Origin of the sequence: Acidovorax facilis (assembly GCF_050626955.1) — a bacterium.
In the GTDB taxonomy this organism is placed as follows: Bacteria; Pseudomonadota; Gammaproteobacteria; order Burkholderiales; family Burkholderiaceae_C; genus Acidovorax; species Acidovorax facilis.
The window spans coordinates 197,084-215,163 of the sequence record NZ_CP192460.1 but is presented as its reverse complement, the minus strand read 5'-3'; the positions used below and the strand labels follow the sequence as shown (position 1 = coordinate 215,163).

Sequence of the window (18,080 nt, the reverse complement as noted above, 5' to 3'; positions counted from 1 at the left end):
CCTTCATCAACTCCTGGAGTCTGCTGCCACCCAGCCCAGGATCTTTTCAATCACCCAGCCAGGGTCGTCCAGCGGCAGATCATGCCCGGCCCAAGGATGGACCGCCACGGGCACATGCCAGGCATTGGCGATGGCTTGCGAGCACTGGCCATGCACCAACCCATCCTCGCGGCTTGCCAGCAGCAGCATGTTGGCCAAGGGGGGCTTCTTTGGAGCGCGGTAGCGGGCCGCAGCCGCTAACTGGCGCAATGTGTTGGCAACCGACACCGGGCGCTGCCTGCGTATCGCAACCCAGCCTGGCACCACCTGCTGTCGGTGCAGCGCGCGGTTGCTGGTCAGGCGCAAGACCTCCTGCTCCACCTGTTCCGACGGACTCCCTCCGAAAGCGAGGCGCAGCAATGCGGCGTAATTGCGTGGCCGCAGCCGTTGGTAGAAGGGGCTAAAAGGCCACAGGCTGGTGTTGATCAACACACAGCCCACCAGCTCCTCAGGCGCCACCCGCGCCCACTCGGTCGCCACCATGGCGCCCAGCGACATGGCCAGCACCCGAAAAGGTGGCCGCACACCTTGCGCGGCCAGCTGGGCACGGCAGGCGTCCACCATGCCCCGCACCGTGGCGGGCGACACGGCCCGGTGCAGCAGGCCATTGCCAGGCAAGTCTTGCACCACAACGCGGGCACCCGGCAGGGCGTGCTCGAACGCTTCGACAAACGAGCCCCAGTGCGCGGCCTCGCGCGTGAGGCCTCTGAGCAGAATCCATGGATGGTGCATGGGGAACACCTCTTCAGTACCACGCGGCCAGGGCATCCGCCCTGCGCTGCGCCCGCGCTTCGGGAGCTGGCACCCAGCGCTCGTGGCTACAGGCCGCGCGGGCCAGAAAATCGAGCAGTGACAGATGGCGCCGCAGCACCCGCTGCTGGCGGTGGTTGATGAGCGGGTTGAAGATGCCGTTGCGCGAAAACAGCTGGCGCGGGTTCTTCTTGATCCACAGCCACGACCCCATCTCCAGCGTGAGCGGCAGGAAGGTGTGTGTGGGCGCCTCGCGGCAGGCCTGCAGGTACAGGTGGTCCCACAGGTCGCCGTGCGCCAGGTACTGGGCGCTTTGCGGCTCGATGACGTACTGGTGGTGGCTGTGGGCCTGCAGAAAGATCTCCTGCAGCGCATGCAACTCGGCCAGGTGCGCAATGGGCTTGCGCGTGTGGGCAAACGGAAACCACAGGCGGTCACGCACGCCAAACCCCGAATGGCAGTCGATGGCCATGCTGAAGGGCCGCGCCAGCAACTCCTGGGCCACCACCTCGCACAGCGCCTGGCTTTCGGCCTCCATGGCATCGCCCGCGCGCCCCCGGTACCAAGGCAGCCCCGCGCTGATGCGTTGCCCGCCGATCCAGGGCGGCACGCGGTCCGTGGCATCGACCGGTGCATTGCGCATGAGGTCCACCCCGCGCGGATTGGCGCGTGTGGCGGCCCACATGCCACCCGGGTTGACCACCGGCATGAAAACCAGGCGCATCTGCTCCAGCTGGCGGTGCAGCGTGGTGTCCCACTGCAGCCGCATGACCACGTTCTGCAAGTAGGCGATGACCACCTCGGCGCCGATGCGCTCCAGCCCATGCACGCCTCCGAAAAAGCCGATGGCAGGCACGTCCAGCGACGGGTTGCCCACGCCGATGGCATGGATCGGAAAGCTGTGGCCCGACGCCAGCTGCACCTGCCGAACCACCTGCACCTGCAGATGGGGTGCCCCCAGCTCGATGATTTTTTCGAGCGCCAGCAACTCGGGCAGCGTGTTCATGGTGGATGGCGATGGAGGCGTGGGACCGTGCAGCAAGGCGATAGGCAGCAAGCATAGCCCCGGCCCGCACGCGCCAACAGCGCCATGACGCATCTGTGTGAATTCGGCGAAACGACTCGGAACTGTCACACAAGCGCGTTAACTTGCCCGCAGACACAACCCTTCGAAGAGGCACACGATCATGCTCTGGAGATTGCTCGGACTGCAGCGGCTGCTGGATGAACTCTTCGATGCCCCGGGCTGGCCCAGCTTCGATTTGCCCAGCCCCGACGGATGGACCCACTATGAAGACGCCGCAGCTGCAGCGCAGGACTGAGGTGCACCGCATCGTCCTGCTGTGCGGCACCCTCGGGTGTGCGCTGGCCTGGGGTCTGGTGGAGTTGCTGGCGCTGCAGCGCCAGCGCTACCACCAGTGGCGCCAACGCCACGAGACCCCTGCGCACCGCTGACGCAGCAGCAAGACGGACACATGCGCGCATGCATTTATGCGAGCGCGTGATCGCACGCAGCACACACGGCCTTCAGCAGACGCCAACTGCGCACGGCCCCTCACTCGCAGCGTCTTTCTACAGCCCTTCTCAGAAGCCTCTAATGCTGGCGGGTCTTCGTTTTTGCACGGTATGCCGCAGTCGCACCTAAAATTGCGCACCTTCCCTTCATTGGGGGGAGGCATATTGCAACTCTGAACAAAGAAGAATCACCATCATGGCAACTGCAAAAAAGACTCCAGCGCCCGCGAAGAAGGCCGTCAAGGCGGCAGCACCTGCTGCTGCAAAGAAGGCGGCACCTGCCGCCAAGAAGGCTGCAGCCCCCGCAGCGAAGAAGGCCGCCGCACCAGTGGCCAAGCCTGTGGCTGCAGGCATCAAGCCGATCAAGACTGCCTTCAACAAGACCACGCTGATCGCCCATCTGGCCGAGCAGGCTGGTGTGGAACCCAAGGCCACCAAGGCCGTGCTGGCCGCACTCGAAGCCACCATCCTGGGTTCGGTGCACAAGAAGGGCTCCGGCGAATTCACGCTGCCCGGCCTCATGAAAATCGGCCTGCAGCAAATCCCCGCCAAGAAGAAGCGCTTCGGCAAAGACCCCTTCACCGGTGAAGAGCGCTGGTTCCCCGCCAAGCCTGCAGCCGTGAAGATCAAGACCCGCGCGCTGAAGAAGCTCAAGGACGCCACGGTCTGATCTCAGCCGCTGCGAAGGGCGTGACGGGGTGATGCCCCATCATTCCTTCTCCGCAAAAAAAGGACCTGTTGCCCAAGGCAGCGGGTCCTTTTTTACGGGTGGACTCGAAAAGCCGCAGAAGGCGCTGCCACGGCACCCCGTCAGATTGAGATCACGTTGGGGGCAGCAGGGCTGGCATGCAGCAGCTCGACCTGTGCTGCACGGCGCGAGAGCACAGCGCCCTGGTTGATGTAGCCCTTGTCGGTGATTTCTCCAGCATCGGGGTCGGGCGGCGCCGCCATCACCAGTGCACGCGCGGGGCACTGCGATGAACCCGCGCCAGCAGTGCGGCGGGCCTGCATGACACCGCGCAGGGCGTCGTCCAGCCGCGCACGGTCCGCTGCACCGGCGGCAGAGGGAAACACCAGCATGCCCACTTCGTCCCGGTTGTGGCCCGTAAGCACGATGTCCTGCACCAGGGGTGCCAACTCGGACACCAGTTCCACCCGCAGCGTGCCCACTGACACCCAGCTCCCACTGGAGAGCTTGAAATCCTCAGCCACCCGGCCGTTGAAGACCACGCCACACTCCGGCCGCGCGGGGTCCACCAGGTAGCCTGCGTCACCGATGCGGTAGAAGCCATCGCTGTCAAACGCGGCGGCCGTCTCGGAGGGTGCATTGCGGTAGCCCGGAAACACCGACACACCCTTGACCCGCATTTCGAGCTTGCTGCCGTTGGGCACCAGCTTGAGCTCAAGCCCGGGCAACGGCGCACCGATACAGCCAGCGCCCTCCATGCGCCAGTGGGCGCTGGTCACTGCGGGCGATGTCTCCGTGGAACCCCAGGACGTGGTCAGCCACAGCGGCGACGCGGGCCGCACGCGTGCTGCCACGGCCTCCAGCCGCTGCCAGGTGGAAGGGGCCAGCGCTGCCGCGGCATAGAACGCCAGGCGCATGCGCGAGAGGATTTCAGCGGCCAGCGCGGCGTCTGCCTCCAGAAACGGCAACAGCATGTCGAAACCACGCGGAACATTGAAGAGCATCGTCGGCTTCACATCGCACAGGTTGCGCACCGTCTTCTCGATAAGCCCTGGCACGGGCCGCCCTTCATCGATGTAGAGCGCGCCCCCATGGCACAGCACCATGTTGAGGTTGTGGTTGCCGCCAAAGGTGTGGCTCCACGGCAGCCAGTCCACCAGCACAGGCTTTTCGTGGGCCAGGAACCGCCAGGTCTGGGCCATCATCTGCTGGTTGGCGCACAGCATGCGGTGGGTGTTGATGACCACCTTGGGATGGCCCGTGGAGCCCGACGTCAGAAGGTACTTGGCAGGGTCGTCGGGCTGGATGGCCTCAAACGCCTGCGACACGGCCGGGCTTTCCACGCCCGCGAGCAGTTGAGTAAAAGGCAAGGCGCCAGGCACGGCCTCGGCATGGCGACTGAAGACCTTGACGGCATCGGACGCGTACCCCGCCAGGGCGGGCGCGTAGACCGAGGCGTCCGATGCATAAACCAGCGAAGGCTCCAGCACCGCAAGCATGCTGTGCAGGCGGCCCGGGTCTCGGGATCGTGCATAGGCGCTCGACAAGGAACAGGGCGTGATGCCCACATGCATCGCCGCCAGCATGAGCACCGCGTGGTCTGCCGCGTTGTCGGAAAGAATGGCGATGGGGCGGCCCGCCGGCAGCTTCAGGTCCAGCAATGACTGCGCAACGGCGCCCACAGCCTGGCGCAATTCGCCATAGGTCAGGGTGCGCCAGTGCTCGGCCGTCTCGTCACGCTCCGCCAAGGCCAGCGCGTGGGGTGTCTCGCGCGCCCACTGCTCCACCCATTCACCGACGCAGCGCGCATACGCGCCCAGCGCCACGGGGGAACGCAATACGAACGAGCCGTCGTCCTGATGGACCAACACCGTGGCGGGCGGTGCGATTTGGTTTTCATCGCCAAGAAATTCGGGGTGCATGGTGTGGGTGATCTCTCGTGTTCTTGGGGCAGCAACAAAAATGGGCAAAACAGCGCTAACCAGCGGCGCGGCGGCGCGCAGCACCACTGCTGGAAGCGCTTGGTTGAACCCGTCGAATAAACCCATGCGGCAGGACCGCACGGTGCAATAGCGGATTCAGACCGGCGAACAAAACTCAGCGAAGCGGTTCTGGCCGGGCGCTGCGTCGCAGGCAGTACGGGTAGTACGGCAAGACGCGGCAACAACGCCAGAAGGGTTCTGTTAGCCGCTCTCAGTCCAGGACGCGGGCGTCTTGCTTGGCACGCAGAAGGTCTACCAGCAAGGCGTCGCGTGCAGCCACCAGTTCCGCACTGGTTCTCCCTCCAAGCGCCTGCGTAACGCCGTCAGCGACACGGCTTTGCAGCGCTGGCGTCATCTGCGGAGCCCCCAGGTCCTGCCACCAGTCTTCGATGGGGCCGCCGAGGTGCGCGAGCAAATGGGCGATTCCACCTTCGCCACCGGAGAGGTGCAGGTTCATGAAAGGCCCCATCAGCGCCCAGCGCAGCCCCGGGCCATGGGCAATGGCGGTGTCGATGTCGCTCACACTGGCAACCCCCTCGTGGACCAGATGAAACGCCTCCCGCCACAGCGCCGCCTGCAGGCGGTTGGCAATGTGCCCCTTGATTTCGCGCCGAACATGGATGGGGCGCTTACCGATGGCGGTGTAGAAATCCATCGCGGTAGTGATCGCCTGGGCCGATGTCTTTTCGCCTCCGCCCACCTCCACCAGCGGGATCATGTGCGGGGGGTTGAACGGATGGCCCAGCACCACGCGCTCCGGGTGTTTGCACTGGGCCTGCATGGCCGTAACAGAGAGCCCTGAAGAGCTGGAAGCCAGGATGGCATGCGACGGGGCGGCTTCGTCTATGCCGCGCAGCAGATCCACCTTGAAGTCAAGCCGCTCCGGCCCGTTTTCCTGCACGAAGTCCGCCTGCCCCACGGCGTCCTCGAGCCGAGCATGAAAGCACAGCCTTGCCGTGCTGGCGCCCGGCGCAAGCCCTTGCCGCTGGAGCACCGGCCAGTGCAGCGCCACGGCATCGTGCAGGCGCTGCTCGGCCCCCGGAGAAGGATCTGTGGCATCCACGTTCAGCCCCCGGGCGAGAAAATACGCAGCCCAGCTTGCACCAATGACGCCAGTGGCGACCACCGCCACCCGGTTCACGGAAGCATCCATGTCCGTGCCCTTCAGGACTCGGCCGTGAAGCCGATCTTCTTGACCAGAGGCCCCCAGCGATCTGCCTCCGCCTGTTGCGATGCGGCCATCTCTGCGGCGGTGGAGCCCTTGGCAATCAGGCCCACCACAGCCAGGCTGTCGATCACCGACTTTTCCTTGATCGCCATGTTGATGGCAGCGTTGGCGGCTGCAACCACGCTGGCCGGTGTCTTGGCGGGTGCGTAGAAGCCAAACCACTCCTCGGTCGTCAGCTCGGGGAAGCCCTGCTCTGCAAAGGTGGGCACCTCGGGCGAAAACGGCGAACGCGCCTGGCCAGAGGTGGCGATCAACCGCAGCTTGCCCGCCTTGTGGTTGGGAATGAAGTCGCCGCTGGGCGTCACCATGGAGGCAATCTGCCCACCCACCACATCGGTCACACCGGGAATGGAGCCCCGGTAGGGCACATGCTTGAGGTCCACACCGTTGTTCAGCCCCAGCAGCGCACCGATGAAATGGGGGGTGGAGCCCGCCGCTGGCGAGCCGTAGTTGGCCTGCCCCGGGTTCGCCTTGGCCCAGGCCAGGAAGTCCTTCACGTTCTTCACCGAGGCTGGCACCAGCGGCCCCACGGCCAGCCCATGGTGCATAACGGCGGCGATGGACACCGGCACGAAGTCTTTCGTGGGGTCGTAACTGAGTTTGCTGTAGATGTGCGGATAGATGGACGTGCAGGAAAACGGCGACAGCGTGAGCACGCTGCCATCGGTGGGGGCGCCCTTGAGCGCCTCCAGCGCAATGCGCCCGCCGGCACCGGGCTTGTTCTCCACCACGGCGGCATTGCGGGTATAGGACGAACCCGCCAGCTTCTCACCCACCCTGCGCGCCACGCTGTCACCCGCGCTGCCCGCCGGGAAGCCGTAGAAAATCTTCACCTGCTCCAGCGTCTGGGCAATCGCGCTCCAGGGAGTCAGTGTCCCCAGCGCGGTTGCATAGCCCAGGTGGTTCATGAATTGGCGGCGTGTCTGCATCATCTGTCTCCTCTTTCTTGGTGGGTGAAATCGCAACAACTCAATCGATCGCAAAGGCGGGGCGAACGCCGCCTGCGCGGGGCAGACCCATGAGGGCGCGGGCCTCTGCCGGCGAAGCGGGCTCCATGTCCAGCTCCCGAATGATGCGCACGATGCGCTCCGTCAGCTGCACATTGGTGGCCAGTTCGCCCTGGCGGAAATACAGGTTGTCCTCCAGCCCCACGCGGGTATGCCCACCCAGCAGCAGCGCCGCCACATTGGCTTCGAGCTGCGAGGGGCCGATGCCACTCACGCAAAAGATGCTGTTGCGCGGCAGGGTGTCCACCATCATCTGCAGGTAGCGCGGCGAATACGGCATGGCGTTCTGGAAGCTGCGGTGCACGTTCATCACGAGGTTGATGAAATGCGGGCCCTCGTCGTGCCCCTCATCGATCAAGGTGGTGGCATCCTGCAGGATGTGTGTGGGGCTGAACACCTCCCACTCGGGCTTGATGCCGCGTGCCTTCATGCCCAGTGCCAGTTCGCGCCCTTTGCTGAGCGGGGTGTCCATGAGGATCTCGCGGCCGTCAAAGCTCAGATTGAGCGTGGTGGCATCCAGGGTGCACATCTCGGCCCCCGCATCCATGCCCTTGATGCGCTCTTCCCAGGCGATCTCCCAGCGGTCACCGGACAGCGGCCGCACCATGTCGCCATGCACACCACCGCCGGTAGAGTTGTTGATGACGATGTCGCAGCCTTTGGCCCGGATGCGGGTGTTGATGTCGCGGTAGATATCTGCGTTGCAAGTGGCGCCGTCATCCGGGCGCCGCGCATGGATGGCCACCACGCTGGCCCCTGCGTTCCAGCACCGCTGCACATCGTCGGCAATTTCACCGGGCTGGGTGGGCAGGTGCGGGTTCTGCGACTTGTGGGCCATGCCACCGGTGGGAGCGATGGTGACGATGACTTTGCGCTTTGTCATGACATGGACTGGTGGAAAATGGTAATGCACCCATTATTTTTTTTAGCGTCTGCATACTCAGTCATCGCGATGACATTTGGACTCAGGGTATACGAGGACGCCTTTCTCCTTCACTCTGGAGCCTCACACCATGCTGGTCAAACTGGCGCCGCCGACGGTCGCCGATCTCCTGAAAAACTCAGCCTGGTTTCCCTTGCTGGACGAGAGCGCACAGCGACGCGTCCTGGACGACCTGCGTGAAGTCGAAGTGGCCCAGGGCAGCGCCCTGTGCCGGCGCGGCGACGTACCCCTGCACTGGTACGGTGCCGTTGAAGGACTGCTCAAGTGGACGGTGACCTCGGACAACGGGCGCTCGGTGACCCTCGGCGGTCTTTCTGCAGGCAGCTGGTTTGGTGAAGGAACCCTGCTGCGTGGCGTGCCGCGCACGGCGGACATCATTGCGCTGCGCCCCAGCCGGGTTGCGCTTTTACCCGTGGACACCTTTGAATGGCTGCACGCCACCCAGCGCAGTTTTGACCACTTTCTGCTGCGCCAGATCAACGAGCGCATGCACTGGTTTCTGGGCAATTTCACGGCCCACCACCTGCTGGACACGGACAGCCAGGTGGCGCGGGCGCTGGCAGGTCTTTTCCATCCCTGGCTGCACCCTGGCAGCGACCCTCACCTGCAGGTATCGCAGGAGGAAATCGCCAATCTGTCCGGTGTCTCGCGCCAGCGCTGCAACGCTGCACTCAAGCGCCTGGAGGCCGAGGGTGTGCTGCAGATCGAGTACGGCGGTATCACTGTGGTGAACCTGCAAGAACTGCGCCGCAGAGTGGAATGAGGGCCGGCGCGGCGTTCGACGGGCGCAGGTGTGCAGGCCTATCGGGTGTTCACGGATTTCGGCCTGCTGCCATCACGAACGCCAAGGTCGCAGCGATCACATCGTCGGAACGATCGCGGTGGGGTGAATGCGCGCAATCGGACAGTTCCAGCAGCTGTGTTCCGGGCACGCGGGCAGCAATGCCGTGGATCTGGGCCAGCGTGCCGTACTCGTCATTGAGCCCCTGCACAGCCAGTACGGGCACACGCACGGTGCCCAGCTCTTTTTCGATGTTCCATGCGCGAAATGTCGGGTCGAGCCAGATGCGGTTCCAGCCCCAGAAAGCGGAGTCCGGGTCGTCGTGGTAACGGCCCAGCGTGCGGGGCAGGTCGGTGGTCTGGTAGGCGTCCCGCGCCTGCTCGATGTTCTGGATGGTCACATCCTCCACAAAGAGGTGGGGCGCCAACACCACCAGACCGCTGACCCTCTGCGGGAACATCGATGCGTACAGCAAGGCAATGGATGCGCCATCACTGTGGCCAAAAAACCAAGGCGGCTCGTTAACGCCCACAGCCTTCAAAAAAGCAGGCAATACCTCCCGCGCCTGCCGGTGCATGAAGTCCACACCCCAGGCTTCATCGGGCGCCCGTGGGGTGGAACGCCCATACCCCGGCCGCGAGAACACCAGACCCCGAAAGCCTCCCGCCTCGCACAGCTGCTGCGGGAAGTCCTTCCACATCGCCAGCGACCCCAGCCCCTCGTGCAGGAACACCACCAAAGGTGCAGACCGGCGCTCTGGCGCAATCCACTGGTATTCCACCCGCACTGGCCGACCTCGCCAGTCAATGGCGGCCCATTCGCTGCCCCCGCTGGTACTACCGCGCATGCCCCCGTTCACGCCCGGGACTCCAGCTCGCGCAGCCTGAAACGCTGGATCTTGCCCGTGGCGGTCTTGGGCAGCTCCGGTACGAACTCGATGAAACGCGGGTACTTGTAGGGCGCGAGTTTCTCCTTCACGAAGGCTTTGAGCTCGTCCTGCGTCGCGGCCTTGCCATCCTTGAGCACCACAAACGCCTTCGTCTTGGTAAGGCCGTCTGCGTCCTGCTTGCCGATCACGGCGGCCTCCAGCACGGCGGTGTGCTGCATCAGCGTGGCCTCCACCTCAAACGGCGATACGTAGATGCCGCTGACCTTGAGCATGTCGTCGCTGCGGCCTGCGTAGGTGTAATAGCCGTCCGCGTCGCGCACATACTTGTCGCCGCTTTTGGTCCACCCGCCCTGGAAGGTGTCGCGCGTCTTCTCGCGGTTGTTCCAGTACATCAAAGCAGCGCTGGGGCCCCGGATGTAGAGGTCGCCCACCTCGCCATCGGGCACGCTCTGGCCGTCCTCGCCACGCAGTTGCACCTCGTAGCCCGGCACGGGCTTGCCGGTGGTGCCATAGCGGATGTCGCCCGGGCGGTTGGACAAAAAGATGTGCAGCATCTCGGTGGAGCCAATGCCATCGATGATGTCGCAGCCAAAGTGCGCCTTGAAGCGCTGCGCGATCTCTGCGGGCAGCGCCTCGCCCGCCGAGGAGCACATGCGCAACGCCACCGCAGCACGCGCTGGCAACCGGGGTGATGCGAGCATGCCCGCGAAGCCTGTGGGGGCGCCAAAAAACACCGTAGGCTGGTGGTCCACCCAGCGTTTGAAGGTGGCATCGGGCGTGGGCCGCTCGGCCATCAGCACCACGGTGGCGCCCACGGACAGCGGGAAGGTGAGCGCATTGCCCAGGCCGTATGCGAAGTACAGCTTTGCGGCTGAGAAACAGACGTCCTGCTGGGTGAGGCCGAGCACCGGCTTGCCATACAGCTCGGCCGTCCACCACAGGTTGCCGTGGGTGTGCACCGTGCCCTTGGGCTTGCCCGTAGAGCCCGACGAATAAAGCCAGAAGCCCGGGTCGTCCGCGCCGGTGGGCGCTGGTGCGGCCAACGGAGACGCACTGTTCAAGGCCGCCTCCAGATCGCGGGCGCCCGCATGCAGCTTGCCCACCGGCAGCGATACCAGCAGCGTGCCCACTTCATGAGGACCGCGCGCCATGGCCTCGGACAATACAGGCAGCAAGGCCCCCGATACCAGCGCCGCCTGCGCCCGGCTGTGCGCCAGCATGTAGGCATAGTCGTCTGCGGTCAGCAGGGTGTTGACCGCCACCGGCACCACCCCTGCATACAGGCAGCCCAGAAAGCACACGGGCCAGTCGCTGGTGTCGTGCATCAGCAGCAGCACCCGCTCTTCGCGCCGCACCCCCGCCTCAGCCAGCACGCTGGCCAGCCGCCGGGCGCGGTCTTCCAGATCGCCATAGCTCAGGCGCCCCCGGTCGTCGATGTAGGCCGTGCGCTCGGCATGCGCCCGGTTCAGGTCGAACAGATGTTCGGCGAAATTGAATCGCTCTGGCAGGCTGGTCATGGGGATGTCTCCGTATTGTTCTGGGCAATTCACAGGCCTTGGCAGGCCTCATAGACCGAGCGATGCCAACACACCTGGGCTGGCTTGCACCGCACTGCGCTGGTGGTAAAAGTCGAGCGCACGCAAGCCGCCCAGCTCTGCACCTCCACCAGCGCGCCCCGGCCCCCCGTGCTGCGACATGGGCATCACATTGCCGTGCCCTGTGTGAGCCTGCGCCACATCGGGTGTGACGACATGCACACGCCCGTGGCTCGCTGCCAGCTGCACGGCCGCAGCTGCCAAGGCTGCCTCGTCAGCACCAAACAGCGAGGTCACCAGCGATCCTTGGCCCCTGTGCGCCAGCGCCAGGGCATGGTCCAGGTCACGGTAGGGCAGTAGCGTGGCGACAGGGCCGAATACTTCCATGTCATGCACCGCAGATGCCGCATCGGCATCGCGCGCACCCAGCAGCACCGGCCCCATGCAGGCCGCTACGGCAGGGTCGGCATCCACCAGCGGGCGTGCGCGGCCATCGTGCAGCAGGTCGGTGTGGGCGCTCAAAGCGGCCAGACCTTCGCGCACCGCGTGCAATTGCGCGGCGCTGACCAGGGAACCCATGCGCACGCTCTCGTTGCGCGGGTTGCCCACGCTGATGCCTGCGAGCTTGGCACCGATGGCCTCGGCCGCAGCGTCGTATACCGCAGCGGGCACCAAAATGCGGCGGATCGCCGTGCACTTCTGCCCGGACTTGACCGTCATCTCGCGCACCACTTCACGCACCAGCAGGTTGAAGGCATCGCTGCCCACGGTGGCATCGGGCAGCAGGATGGCAGAGTTCAGGCTGTCGGCCTCGATATTGGCCCGCACCGAGCGGTGCGCCACGGCCGGGTGCGACCGGATGACAGCCGCAGTTTCCGCCGAGCCCGTGAAGGAGACCACATCGAAAGGCTGCAGCTGGTCCATCAAACCCGCAGAGCTGCCCGCGATGACCGACAGCGCGCCCACGGGCAGCACACCCGCATCGATCACATCCTTGACCATGCGCTGCGTGAGCCAGGCCGTGGCGGTGGCGGGCTTGACGATCACCGGGACGCCAGACAGCAGCGCAGGCGCCGCCTTCTCCCACAGCCCCCAGGCGGGAAAGTTGAAGGCGTTGATGAACAGCGCCACACCCCGCGTGGGCACCTGCAGGTGCTGCGACAAAAAGACCGGCTCCTTGCCCAGCTTGACCGCGTCGCCATCGCGCAGCACCCGCACATCACCCAGCGCATCGCCCCACCGCGCATACTGGCCCAGGGTGAAGATGCCGCCGTCGATGTCCACCGCCGAATCGTTCTTCACCGTGCCAGAGTTGGCGGTTGCAATGTCGTAGTAACTCTCACGGTGTGCCTGCAGTACCTTCACCACCGCCGCCAGTAGCGCGGCCCGCTCACGGTAGGTCATGGCGCGCAAGGCGGCGCCGCCGCGATCCCGTGCAAAGGCAAAGGCTTCCGGCAGATCCAGCCCCGTGCAATCGACGCGCACCAGCGCGTCGCCCAACACCGGGTCGCTGAGCACGGTGCCCGGGCCGTTTCCGGTTTGCCAGCGTCCAGCGGCAAAGTTGGCCAGGAGTTCAGTCATGCAGGTCTTTCAAAAAAAGGGATCGGTATGGCGAGAAGCGCCAGAAAGGAGGGACCGCTTTAACGTGTGAACTGGATCTGCCCCTCCGGCAGCAGATAGAGCACCAGCGCACGCCCCTGGGCCACCGTGGGGCGGTGGGCGCTGGCCGGTGGATAGACGCACCACCCAGCGGGGTGCCCGTCGAAGGTGGCACCGGCCGTGAGCGGCAGGATCAAATCGATTTCCCCCAGAGGGTGGCTGTGGTGAGGGCCCGCAATGTCCTGCATGTCCACCACATCGACGGAAAAGCGGTGCAATGCATCGTCAGCCTTGAAGACGCGGCCGTAGCGGATGCCGCCACCTTCGCGGTCGCACAGCCACCCCTCTTCCACGCCCACCAGGCAGGCCGCTTTGAGCCCTGCATAGGCAGCGCTGTCAGGCCCATGGGTCTGGTTGAGCCAGTCCTGCAGTTCGGAATCCAGAGGTCGCCCGGCGATCTGCGCGGTCAGATCCACCAGGGCTTGATGAAATGCGGCTTTGTGGGGCATGGCTTCTCGGGGGCTAGGAAAATGGGGGCCCGTACACCTTTTTGATCTGTATCCTTGTGGATTTTTCAGATGTGCAGTATTTTGCTTGCACATGAACGATAGGTAATGCATGACCGAATGTCAAGCACTATAGTGCATAAATTGTTTTCTCCGACGGGGTGGAAACGCGCCGTGGTGAGGCGTCCCTGAGCGCGCTCGACCTGCCACTACCCACCAATACCCGCCAATGGGCTGTAAGAACCTGTTCCAAGAAAGATGGGCATGACCGAACAAGAAGACGCAGAAACCGCGCTCTCCACGCCTGCCGACAACATGCCGGGGGCTGCGGAAGAGGCCAAGAACCCCCTGCTGGTCGCGCTGGGCGAGCGCGTGCGCAACCTGCGCGCACAGCGCGGCCTCACGCGCAAGGCCGTGGCGGTGGCGGCCGACGTGTCCGAGCGGCACCTGGCCAACCTCGAATACGGCACCGGCAACGCGTCCATCCTGGTGCTTCAGCAAGTGGCAGGCGCCCTGCACTGCTCGCTGGCCGAGCTGGTGGGCGACTTCACCACACGCTCGCCGGAATGGCTGCTGATCCGGGAGCTGCTGGAGCACCGCAGCGAGCCCGAGCTGCGCCGTGCGCGGCTGGCGCTGCACGAACTGTTGAGCGGCGGTGGCAGCGACACGGCACGCCACAGGCGCATCGCACTCATTGGCTTGCGGGGCGCGGGCAAATCCACCCTGGGCCCCCTGCTGGCGCGCGACCTGGACGTGCCCTTTATTGAGCTGAGCCGCGAGATCGAAACCCTGGCGGGCTGCAGCGTGCGGGAGATCCACGACCTGTACGGCACCACGGCCTACCGCCGCTACGAACGCCGCGCCCTCGAAGAAACCGTGCAGATCCACAGCGAAGTGGTTATCGCCACGCCCGGTGGCATCGTCTCGGACCCCGCCACCTTCAACGAGCTGCTCGCGCACTGCACCACCGTGTGGCTGCGCGCCGCACCCGAGGAACACATGGGCCGCGTGCTGGCCCAGGGCGATATGCGCCCCATGGCCGCCAGCAAGGAGGCCATGGACGACCTGCGCCGCATCCTGGAAGGGCGCGCGGCCTTCTATTCCAAAGCCGACCTCACCATCGACACCTCCGGGAGCAGCCTGGAAGACAGCCTGCAGCAACTGCGCACCGGAGTGCGCAAGCTGATGACCGCCCGGCCAGGCTGACCTCCTCCCCACCACCAGCCCACAGCCTCGAAGCTCTCTGGGGCTGCCGCCGCGTGGTTTCAGAAAAATCCGCAGAAAACAGCGACATGCATTGACTTGTCTATTTATATGCACGATGATGCACATCAACGATGCATTCAATGCACTATTATTCCTGTTAGCAGATGGATGGAGACCCCATGACCACACCCGCCCCCACCCGCGTGGACTACCGCACCGATCCCACCCAATACCGCCACTGGGCGCTGGCCGTAGACGGCCCGGTGGCGCGCCTGTCGCTCGACATCGCCGAAGACGGTGGCATCCGCCCCGGCTACAAGCTCAAGCTCAACAGCTATGACCTGGGTGTGGACATCGAGCTACACGACGCACTCAACCGCATCCGCTTCGAACACCCCACGGTGCGCACCGTCATCGTCACCAGCGCCAAAGACCGCATCTTTTGCTCGGGCGCCAACATCTTCATGCTGGGTGTCTCCAGCCACGCCTGGAAGGTGAATTTCTGCAAGTTCACGAACGAGACGCGCAACGGCATCGAGGATTCGTCCAAACACTCGGGCCTGAAGTTCGTCGCCGCCGTGAATGGCGCATGCGCGGGCGGTGGCTACGAGCTGGCCCTGGCCTGCGACGAGATCGTGCTGGTGGACGATCGCTCGTCGGCCGTGTCTTTGCCTGAAGTGCCGCTCCTGGGCGTGCTGCCCGGCACCGGCGGCCTGACCCGCGTGACCGACAAGCGCCATGTGCGCCACGACCTGGCCGACATCTTCTGCACCAGCGTGGAAGGTGTGCGCGGCCAGCGCGCGGTGGATTGGCGCCTGGTGGACCGCATCGCCAAGCCCGCGCAATTTGCCGCCGCCGTCGATGAAACCGCCGCACGCCTGGCCGAAGGCAGCCCCCGCCCTGCCAACGCACAGGGCGTGCCCCTGACCCGCGTGGAGCGCGAAGAAAGTGCCGACAGCCTGCGCTACGCACATGTCAGCGTGGACATCGACCGCACCCGCCGCACCGCCACGCTCACGCTGAAGGCCCCCACCGGCGCGCAACCGACGGACATCGCTGGCATCGAAGCCGCAGGCGCTGCCTGGTGGCCGCTGGCCCTGGCGCGTCAGCTGGACGATGCCATCCTGAACCTGCGTACCAACGAGCTCGATATCGGCACCTGGCTGCTCAAGACCGAAGGTGATGCCCAGGCCGTGCTGGCCAGCGATGCCACGCTGATCGCGCACCAGGACCACTGGCTCGTGCGCGAAACCATTGGCGCACTGCGCCGCACCTTTGCGCGGCTGGATGTGTCGTCGCGCAGCCTGTTTGCGCTGGTCGAATCCGGCTCGGCCTTCGCAGGCTCCTTGGCAGAACTGGCGTTTGCGTCCGACCGCACCTACATGCTCGCCCTGCCCGACGATGCCGAGCGCGCACCCAAGCTCACGCTCAACGAATTCAACTTCGGCCTGCTGCCGATGGTGAACGACCAAAGCCGCCTGCAACGCCGCTTTTACGAAGAAGCCACGCCCATGGAGGCAGCCCGCTCGGCCGCCGGCAAGCCACTGGACGCCGATGCCGCTCTGGCACTCGGCCTGGTCACCGCCGCCCCGGATGACATCGACTGGGACGACGAGATCCGCATCGCCATCGAAGAACGCGCGGCCATGTCGCCCGACTCGCTCACCGGGCTGGAGGCCAATCTGCGCTTTGCCAGCAAGGAGAACATGAACACCCGCATCTTCGGCCGCCTGACCGCGTGGCAGAACTGGATCTTCAACCGCCCGAACGCCGTGGGCGACAAAGGCGCGCTCAAGGTCTATGGCACGGGCCAGAAAGCCGGTTTCGACTTGAATCGCGTCTAGCCCCAACCCCGACCGTCCGGTTTTCCATCCAACGAGGAGACATCCATGAGCACCATCAACTACAGCGAGAAGATCCCCAACAACGTCAACCTCGGCGAAGACCGCACGCTGCAGCGCGCGCTCGAAGGCTGGCAGCCCAACTTCATCAACTGGTGGGACGACGTGGGCCCCGAGGGCTCCACCAACCACGAGGTGTACCTGCGCACCGCCGTGAGCGTGGACCCCAACGGCTGGGCGCAGTTCGGCCACGTGAAGATGCGCGACTACCGCTGGGGCATCTTTTTGAACCCCGGTGACGCCAACCGCGAAATCCACTTTGGCGACCACAAGGGCGAAAAGGCCTGGCAAGACGTGCCCGGCGAGCACCGCGCCAACCTGCGCCGCATCATCGTGACGCAGGGCGACACCGAGCCCGCCTCGGTCGAGCAGCAGCGCCACCTGGGCCTGACGGCGCCCAGCATGTACGACCTGCGCAACCTGTTCCAGATCAATGTGGAAGAAGGCCGCCACCTGTGGGCCATGGTCTACCTGCTGCACAAGCACTTTGGCCGCGATGGCCGCGAAGAGGCCGAGGCACTGCTGCAGCGCACCTCGGGCGACGTGGACAACCCACGCATCCTGGGCGCGTTCAACGAGAAGACGCCCGACTGGCTGGCGTTCTTCATGTTCACCTACTTCACCGACCGTGACGGCAAGTTCCAGCTGGCAGCGCTGGCCGAGAGTGCCTTCGACCCGCTGGCGCGCACCACCAAGTTCATGCTGACCGAAGAGGCGCACCACATGTTTGTGGGCGAAAGCGGCATCTCGCGCGTGCTCAGCCGCACCGCGCAGGTGATGAACGACCTCAAGACCGACGACCCCGCCCGGGTGCGCGCGGCCGGCGCCATCGACCTGCCTACCATCCAGCGTTACCTGAACTTCCACTACAGCGTGACCATCGACCTGTTCGGTGCCGACCAGTCCAGCAACGCCGCCACGTTCTATAGCTCCGGCCTCAAGGGCCGCTACGAAGAGGGCAAGCGGAGTGACGACCACATCCTCAAGGGCCAGACCTACAAGGTGCTGGAAGTTGTCAACGGCCAGTTGCAGGAGAAGGAAGTGCCCATGCTCAACGCCTTGAACGAGGTGCTGCGCGACGACTTCATCAAGGACTCGATGGCAGGCGTAGGCCGCTGGAACAAGGTGCTGGAAAAGGCCGGCATCCCCACGCGCCTGGCGGTGCCACACAAGGCCTTCAACCGCCAGATCGGGGCGCTGGCGGGCATCAAGATGTCACCCGACGGCCGCGTGGTGAGCGAAGCCGAATGGACAGCCCGCAAGGCCGAGTGGCTGCCCACGCCCGAGGACTTTGCCTTCGTTGCCTCGCTGATGGGGCGCGTGGTGGAGCCCGGCAAGTTTGCGGGCTGGATCGCGCCGCCGGTCATGGGCATCAACCGCCAGCCCGTCGATTTCGAATACGTGCGGTTTGGTTGATCCCCCTGAGCCGCTGCGCGTTTTCCCCCTGAAGGGGACGCCTCCAGCGGCCCGGCAAAGCCGGTTCCGTGGTGGCACTGGCATCAGGTCGCGCC

General features: G+C 65.1%; 17 protein-coding genes. 7 read left to right on the top strand and 10 right to left on the bottom strand.

The features are described from left to right. Nucleotides 1-6: 6 nt before the first annotated feature. Nucleotides 7-771, bottom strand: a complete 765-nt coding sequence (locus ACQ4MJ_RS00985; protein WP_306554962.1) for an alpha/beta fold hydrolase — start codon at nucleotides 769-771, stop codon at nucleotides 7-9. Nucleotides 772-784: 13 nt separating this feature from the next. Next, on the bottom strand, nucleotides 785-1,795 hold the full coding sequence (locus tag ACQ4MJ_RS00980; protein WP_121421154.1) for a M14 family zinc carboxypeptidase: 1,011 nt from the start codon (nucleotides 1,793-1,795) through the stop codon (nucleotides 785-787). Between the two features lie 181 nt (nucleotides 1,796-1,976). On the opposite strand from ACQ4MJ_RS00980, the gene ACQ4MJ_RS00975 reads away from it, so the two are divergent. The 3 genes from ACQ4MJ_RS00975 (at nucleotide 1,977) to ACQ4MJ_RS00965 (ending at nucleotide 2,974) form a co-directional block, all read left to right on the top strand. After that, nucleotides 1,977-2,111, top strand: coding sequence for a hypothetical protein (locus ACQ4MJ_RS00975; protein WP_255424299.1), 135 nt, complete (start codon nucleotides 1,977-1,979; stop codon nucleotides 2,109-2,111). Then, on the top strand, nucleotides 2,080-2,244 hold the full coding sequence (locus ACQ4MJ_RS00970; RefSeq protein ID WP_199727071.1) for a hypothetical protein: 165 nt from the start codon (nucleotides 2,080-2,082) through the stop codon (nucleotides 2,242-2,244). The genes ACQ4MJ_RS00975 and ACQ4MJ_RS00970 overlap by 32 nt, the downstream gene beginning before the upstream one ends. A gap of 256 nt (nucleotides 2,245-2,500) precedes the next feature. Beyond that, nucleotides 2,501-2,974, top strand: a complete 474-nt coding sequence (locus ACQ4MJ_RS00965) for an HU family DNA-binding protein (protein ID WP_121421155.1) — start codon at nucleotides 2,501-2,503, stop codon at nucleotides 2,972-2,974. Nucleotides 2,975-3,114: 140 nt separating this feature from the next. Here the strand turns inward: ACQ4MJ_RS00965 and ACQ4MJ_RS00960 are convergent, their stop codons facing one another. The 4 genes from ACQ4MJ_RS00960 to ACQ4MJ_RS00945 all read right to left on the bottom strand — a co-directional run bounded on the left by ACQ4MJ_RS00960 (nucleotide 3,115) and on the right by ACQ4MJ_RS00945 (nucleotide 8,092). Continuing rightward, nucleotides 3,115-4,914, bottom strand: coding sequence for a feruloyl-CoA synthase (locus ACQ4MJ_RS00960; protein ID WP_431150713.1), 1,800 nt, complete (start codon nucleotides 4,912-4,914; stop codon nucleotides 3,115-3,117). 271 nt (nucleotides 4,915-5,185) lie between these two features. Then, complete coding sequence (locus ACQ4MJ_RS00955) at nucleotides 5,186-6,127, bottom strand: 3-hydroxyacyl-CoA dehydrogenase NAD-binding domain-containing protein (RefSeq protein WP_431150715.1); 942 nt, start codon at nucleotides 6,125-6,127, stop codon at nucleotides 5,186-5,188. Between the two features lie 11 nt (nucleotides 6,128-6,138). Continuing rightward, on the bottom strand, nucleotides 6,139-7,131 hold the full coding sequence (locus tag ACQ4MJ_RS00950) for a Bug family tripartite tricarboxylate transporter substrate binding protein (RefSeq protein WP_431150717.1): 993 nt from the start codon (nucleotides 7,129-7,131) through the stop codon (nucleotides 6,139-6,141). A 40-nt stretch (nucleotides 7,132-7,171) separates the two neighbouring features. Then, nucleotides 7,172-8,092, bottom strand: coding sequence for a 3-keto-5-aminohexanoate cleavage protein (locus ACQ4MJ_RS00945; protein WP_431150718.1), 921 nt, complete (start codon nucleotides 8,090-8,092; stop codon nucleotides 7,172-7,174). Nucleotides 8,093-8,222: 130 nt separating this feature from the next. On the opposite strand from ACQ4MJ_RS00945, the gene ACQ4MJ_RS00940 reads away from it, so the two are divergent. Then, nucleotides 8,223-8,915 carry a Crp/Fnr family transcriptional regulator gene (locus ACQ4MJ_RS00940; RefSeq protein WP_228896186.1) on the top strand — a complete coding sequence of 231 codons (693 nt, stop codon included), beginning with the start codon at nucleotides 8,223-8,225 and terminating at the stop codon, nucleotides 8,913-8,915. A 49-nt stretch (nucleotides 8,916-8,964) separates the two neighbouring features. Here ACQ4MJ_RS00940 and ACQ4MJ_RS00935 read toward each other — a convergent pair whose 3' ends face one another. The 4 genes from ACQ4MJ_RS00935 to ACQ4MJ_RS00920 are packed head-to-tail and all read right to left on the bottom strand — an operon-like array spanning nucleotide 8,965 to nucleotide 13,465. Further along, complete coding sequence (locus ACQ4MJ_RS00935) at nucleotides 8,965-9,780, bottom strand: alpha/beta fold hydrolase (RefSeq protein ID WP_431150720.1); 816 nt, start codon at nucleotides 9,778-9,780, stop codon at nucleotides 8,965-8,967. 8 nt (nucleotides 9,781-9,788) lie between these two features. Further along, a complete protein-coding gene (locus ACQ4MJ_RS00930; RefSeq protein ID WP_431150722.1) occupies nucleotides 9,789-11,339 on the bottom strand; it encodes a benzoate-CoA ligase family protein in 1,551 nt (516 codons plus the stop codon). A gap of 48 nt (nucleotides 11,340-11,387) precedes the next feature. Beyond that, on the bottom strand, nucleotides 11,388-12,938 hold the full coding sequence (locus ACQ4MJ_RS00925) for a 3,4-dehydroadipyl-CoA semialdehyde dehydrogenase (RefSeq protein ID WP_431150724.1): 1,551 nt from the start codon (nucleotides 12,936-12,938) through the stop codon (nucleotides 11,388-11,390). 59 nt (nucleotides 12,939-12,997) lie between these two features. Then, on the bottom strand, nucleotides 12,998-13,465 hold the full coding sequence (locus ACQ4MJ_RS00920; RefSeq protein ID WP_431150726.1) for a DUF4863 family protein: 468 nt from the start codon (nucleotides 13,463-13,465) through the stop codon (nucleotides 12,998-13,000). 261 nt (nucleotides 13,466-13,726) lie between these two features. Here ACQ4MJ_RS00920 and ACQ4MJ_RS00915 point away from each other — a divergent pair, with 261 nt between their 5' ends. From ACQ4MJ_RS00915 to boxB, 3 genes are all read left to right on the top strand, one after another. Further along, the gene (locus ACQ4MJ_RS00915) at nucleotides 13,727-14,668 is read left to right on the top strand and encodes a helix-turn-helix transcriptional regulator (RefSeq protein WP_055393330.1); all 942 of its coding nucleotides are present in this window, start codon (nucleotides 13,727-13,729) and stop codon (nucleotides 14,666-14,668) included. A 179-nt stretch (nucleotides 14,669-14,847) separates the two neighbouring features. Beyond that, nucleotides 14,848-16,512 carry a 2,3-epoxybenzoyl-CoA dihydrolase gene (gene boxC, locus ACQ4MJ_RS00910; protein ID WP_431150728.1) on the top strand — a complete coding sequence of 555 codons (1,665 nt, stop codon included), beginning with the start codon at nucleotides 14,848-14,850 and terminating at the stop codon, nucleotides 16,510-16,512. 45 nt (nucleotides 16,513-16,557) lie between these two features. Next, a complete protein-coding gene (boxB, locus tag ACQ4MJ_RS00905) occupies nucleotides 16,558-17,985 on the top strand; it encodes a benzoyl-CoA 2,3-epoxidase subunit BoxB (protein WP_431150729.1) in 1,428 nt (475 codons plus the stop codon). Nucleotides 17,986-18,080 lie beyond the last annotated feature (95 nt).

Coding starts and splice junctions, on each gene's coding strand:
- ACQ4MJ_RS00985 (WP_306554962.1), bottom strand. CDS start 771: ATGCACCATCCATGGATTCTGCTCAGAGGCCTCACGCGCGAGGCCGCG.
- ACQ4MJ_RS00980 (WP_121421154.1), bottom strand. CDS start 1,795: ATGAACACGCTGCCCGAGTTGCTGGCGCTCGAAAAAATCATCGAGCTG.
- ACQ4MJ_RS00975 (WP_255424299.1), top strand. CDS start 1,977: ATGCTCTGGAGATTGCTCGGACTGCAGCGGCTGCTGGATGAACTCTTC.
- ACQ4MJ_RS00970 (WP_199727071.1), top strand. CDS start 2,080: ATGAAGACGCCGCAGCTGCAGCGCAGGACTGAGGTGCACCGCATCGTC.
- ACQ4MJ_RS00965 (WP_121421155.1), top strand. CDS start 2,501: ATGGCAACTGCAAAAAAGACTCCAGCGCCCGCGAAGAAGGCCGTCAAG.
- ACQ4MJ_RS00960 (WP_431150713.1), bottom strand. CDS start 4,914: ATGCACCCCGAATTTCTTGGCGATGAAAACCAAATCGCACCGCCCGCC.
- ACQ4MJ_RS00955 (WP_431150715.1), bottom strand. CDS start 6,127: ATGGATGCTTCCGTGAACCGGGTGGCGGTGGTCGCCACTGGCGTCATT.
- ACQ4MJ_RS00950 (WP_431150717.1), bottom strand. CDS start 7,131: ATGCAGACACGCCGCCAATTCATGAACCACCTGGGCTATGCAACCGCG.
- ACQ4MJ_RS00945 (WP_431150718.1), bottom strand. CDS start 8,092: ATGACAAAGCGCAAAGTCATCGTCACCATCGCTCCCACCGGTGGCATG.
- ACQ4MJ_RS00940 (WP_228896186.1), top strand. CDS start 8,223: ATGCTGGTCAAACTGGCGCCGCCGACGGTCGCCGATCTCCTGAAAAAC.
- ACQ4MJ_RS00935 (WP_431150720.1), bottom strand. CDS start 9,780: ATGCGCGGTAGTACCAGCGGGGGCAGCGAATGGGCCGCCATTGACTGG.
- ACQ4MJ_RS00930 (WP_431150722.1), bottom strand. CDS start 11,339: ATGACCAGCCTGCCAGAGCGATTCAATTTCGCCGAACATCTGTTCGAC.
- ACQ4MJ_RS00925 (WP_431150724.1), bottom strand. CDS start 12,938: ATGACTGAACTCCTGGCCAACTTTGCCGCTGGACGCTGGCAAACCGGA.
- ACQ4MJ_RS00920 (WP_431150726.1), bottom strand. CDS start 13,465: ATGCCCCACAAAGCCGCATTTCATCAAGCCCTGGTGGATCTGACCGCG.
- ACQ4MJ_RS00915 (WP_055393330.1), top strand. CDS start 13,727: ATGACCGAACAAGAAGACGCAGAAACCGCGCTCTCCACGCCTGCCGAC.
- boxC (WP_431150728.1), top strand. CDS start 14,848: ATGACCACACCCGCCCCCACCCGCGTGGACTACCGCACCGATCCCACC.
- boxB (WP_431150729.1), top strand. CDS start 16,558: ATGAGCACCATCAACTACAGCGAGAAGATCCCCAACAACGTCAACCTC.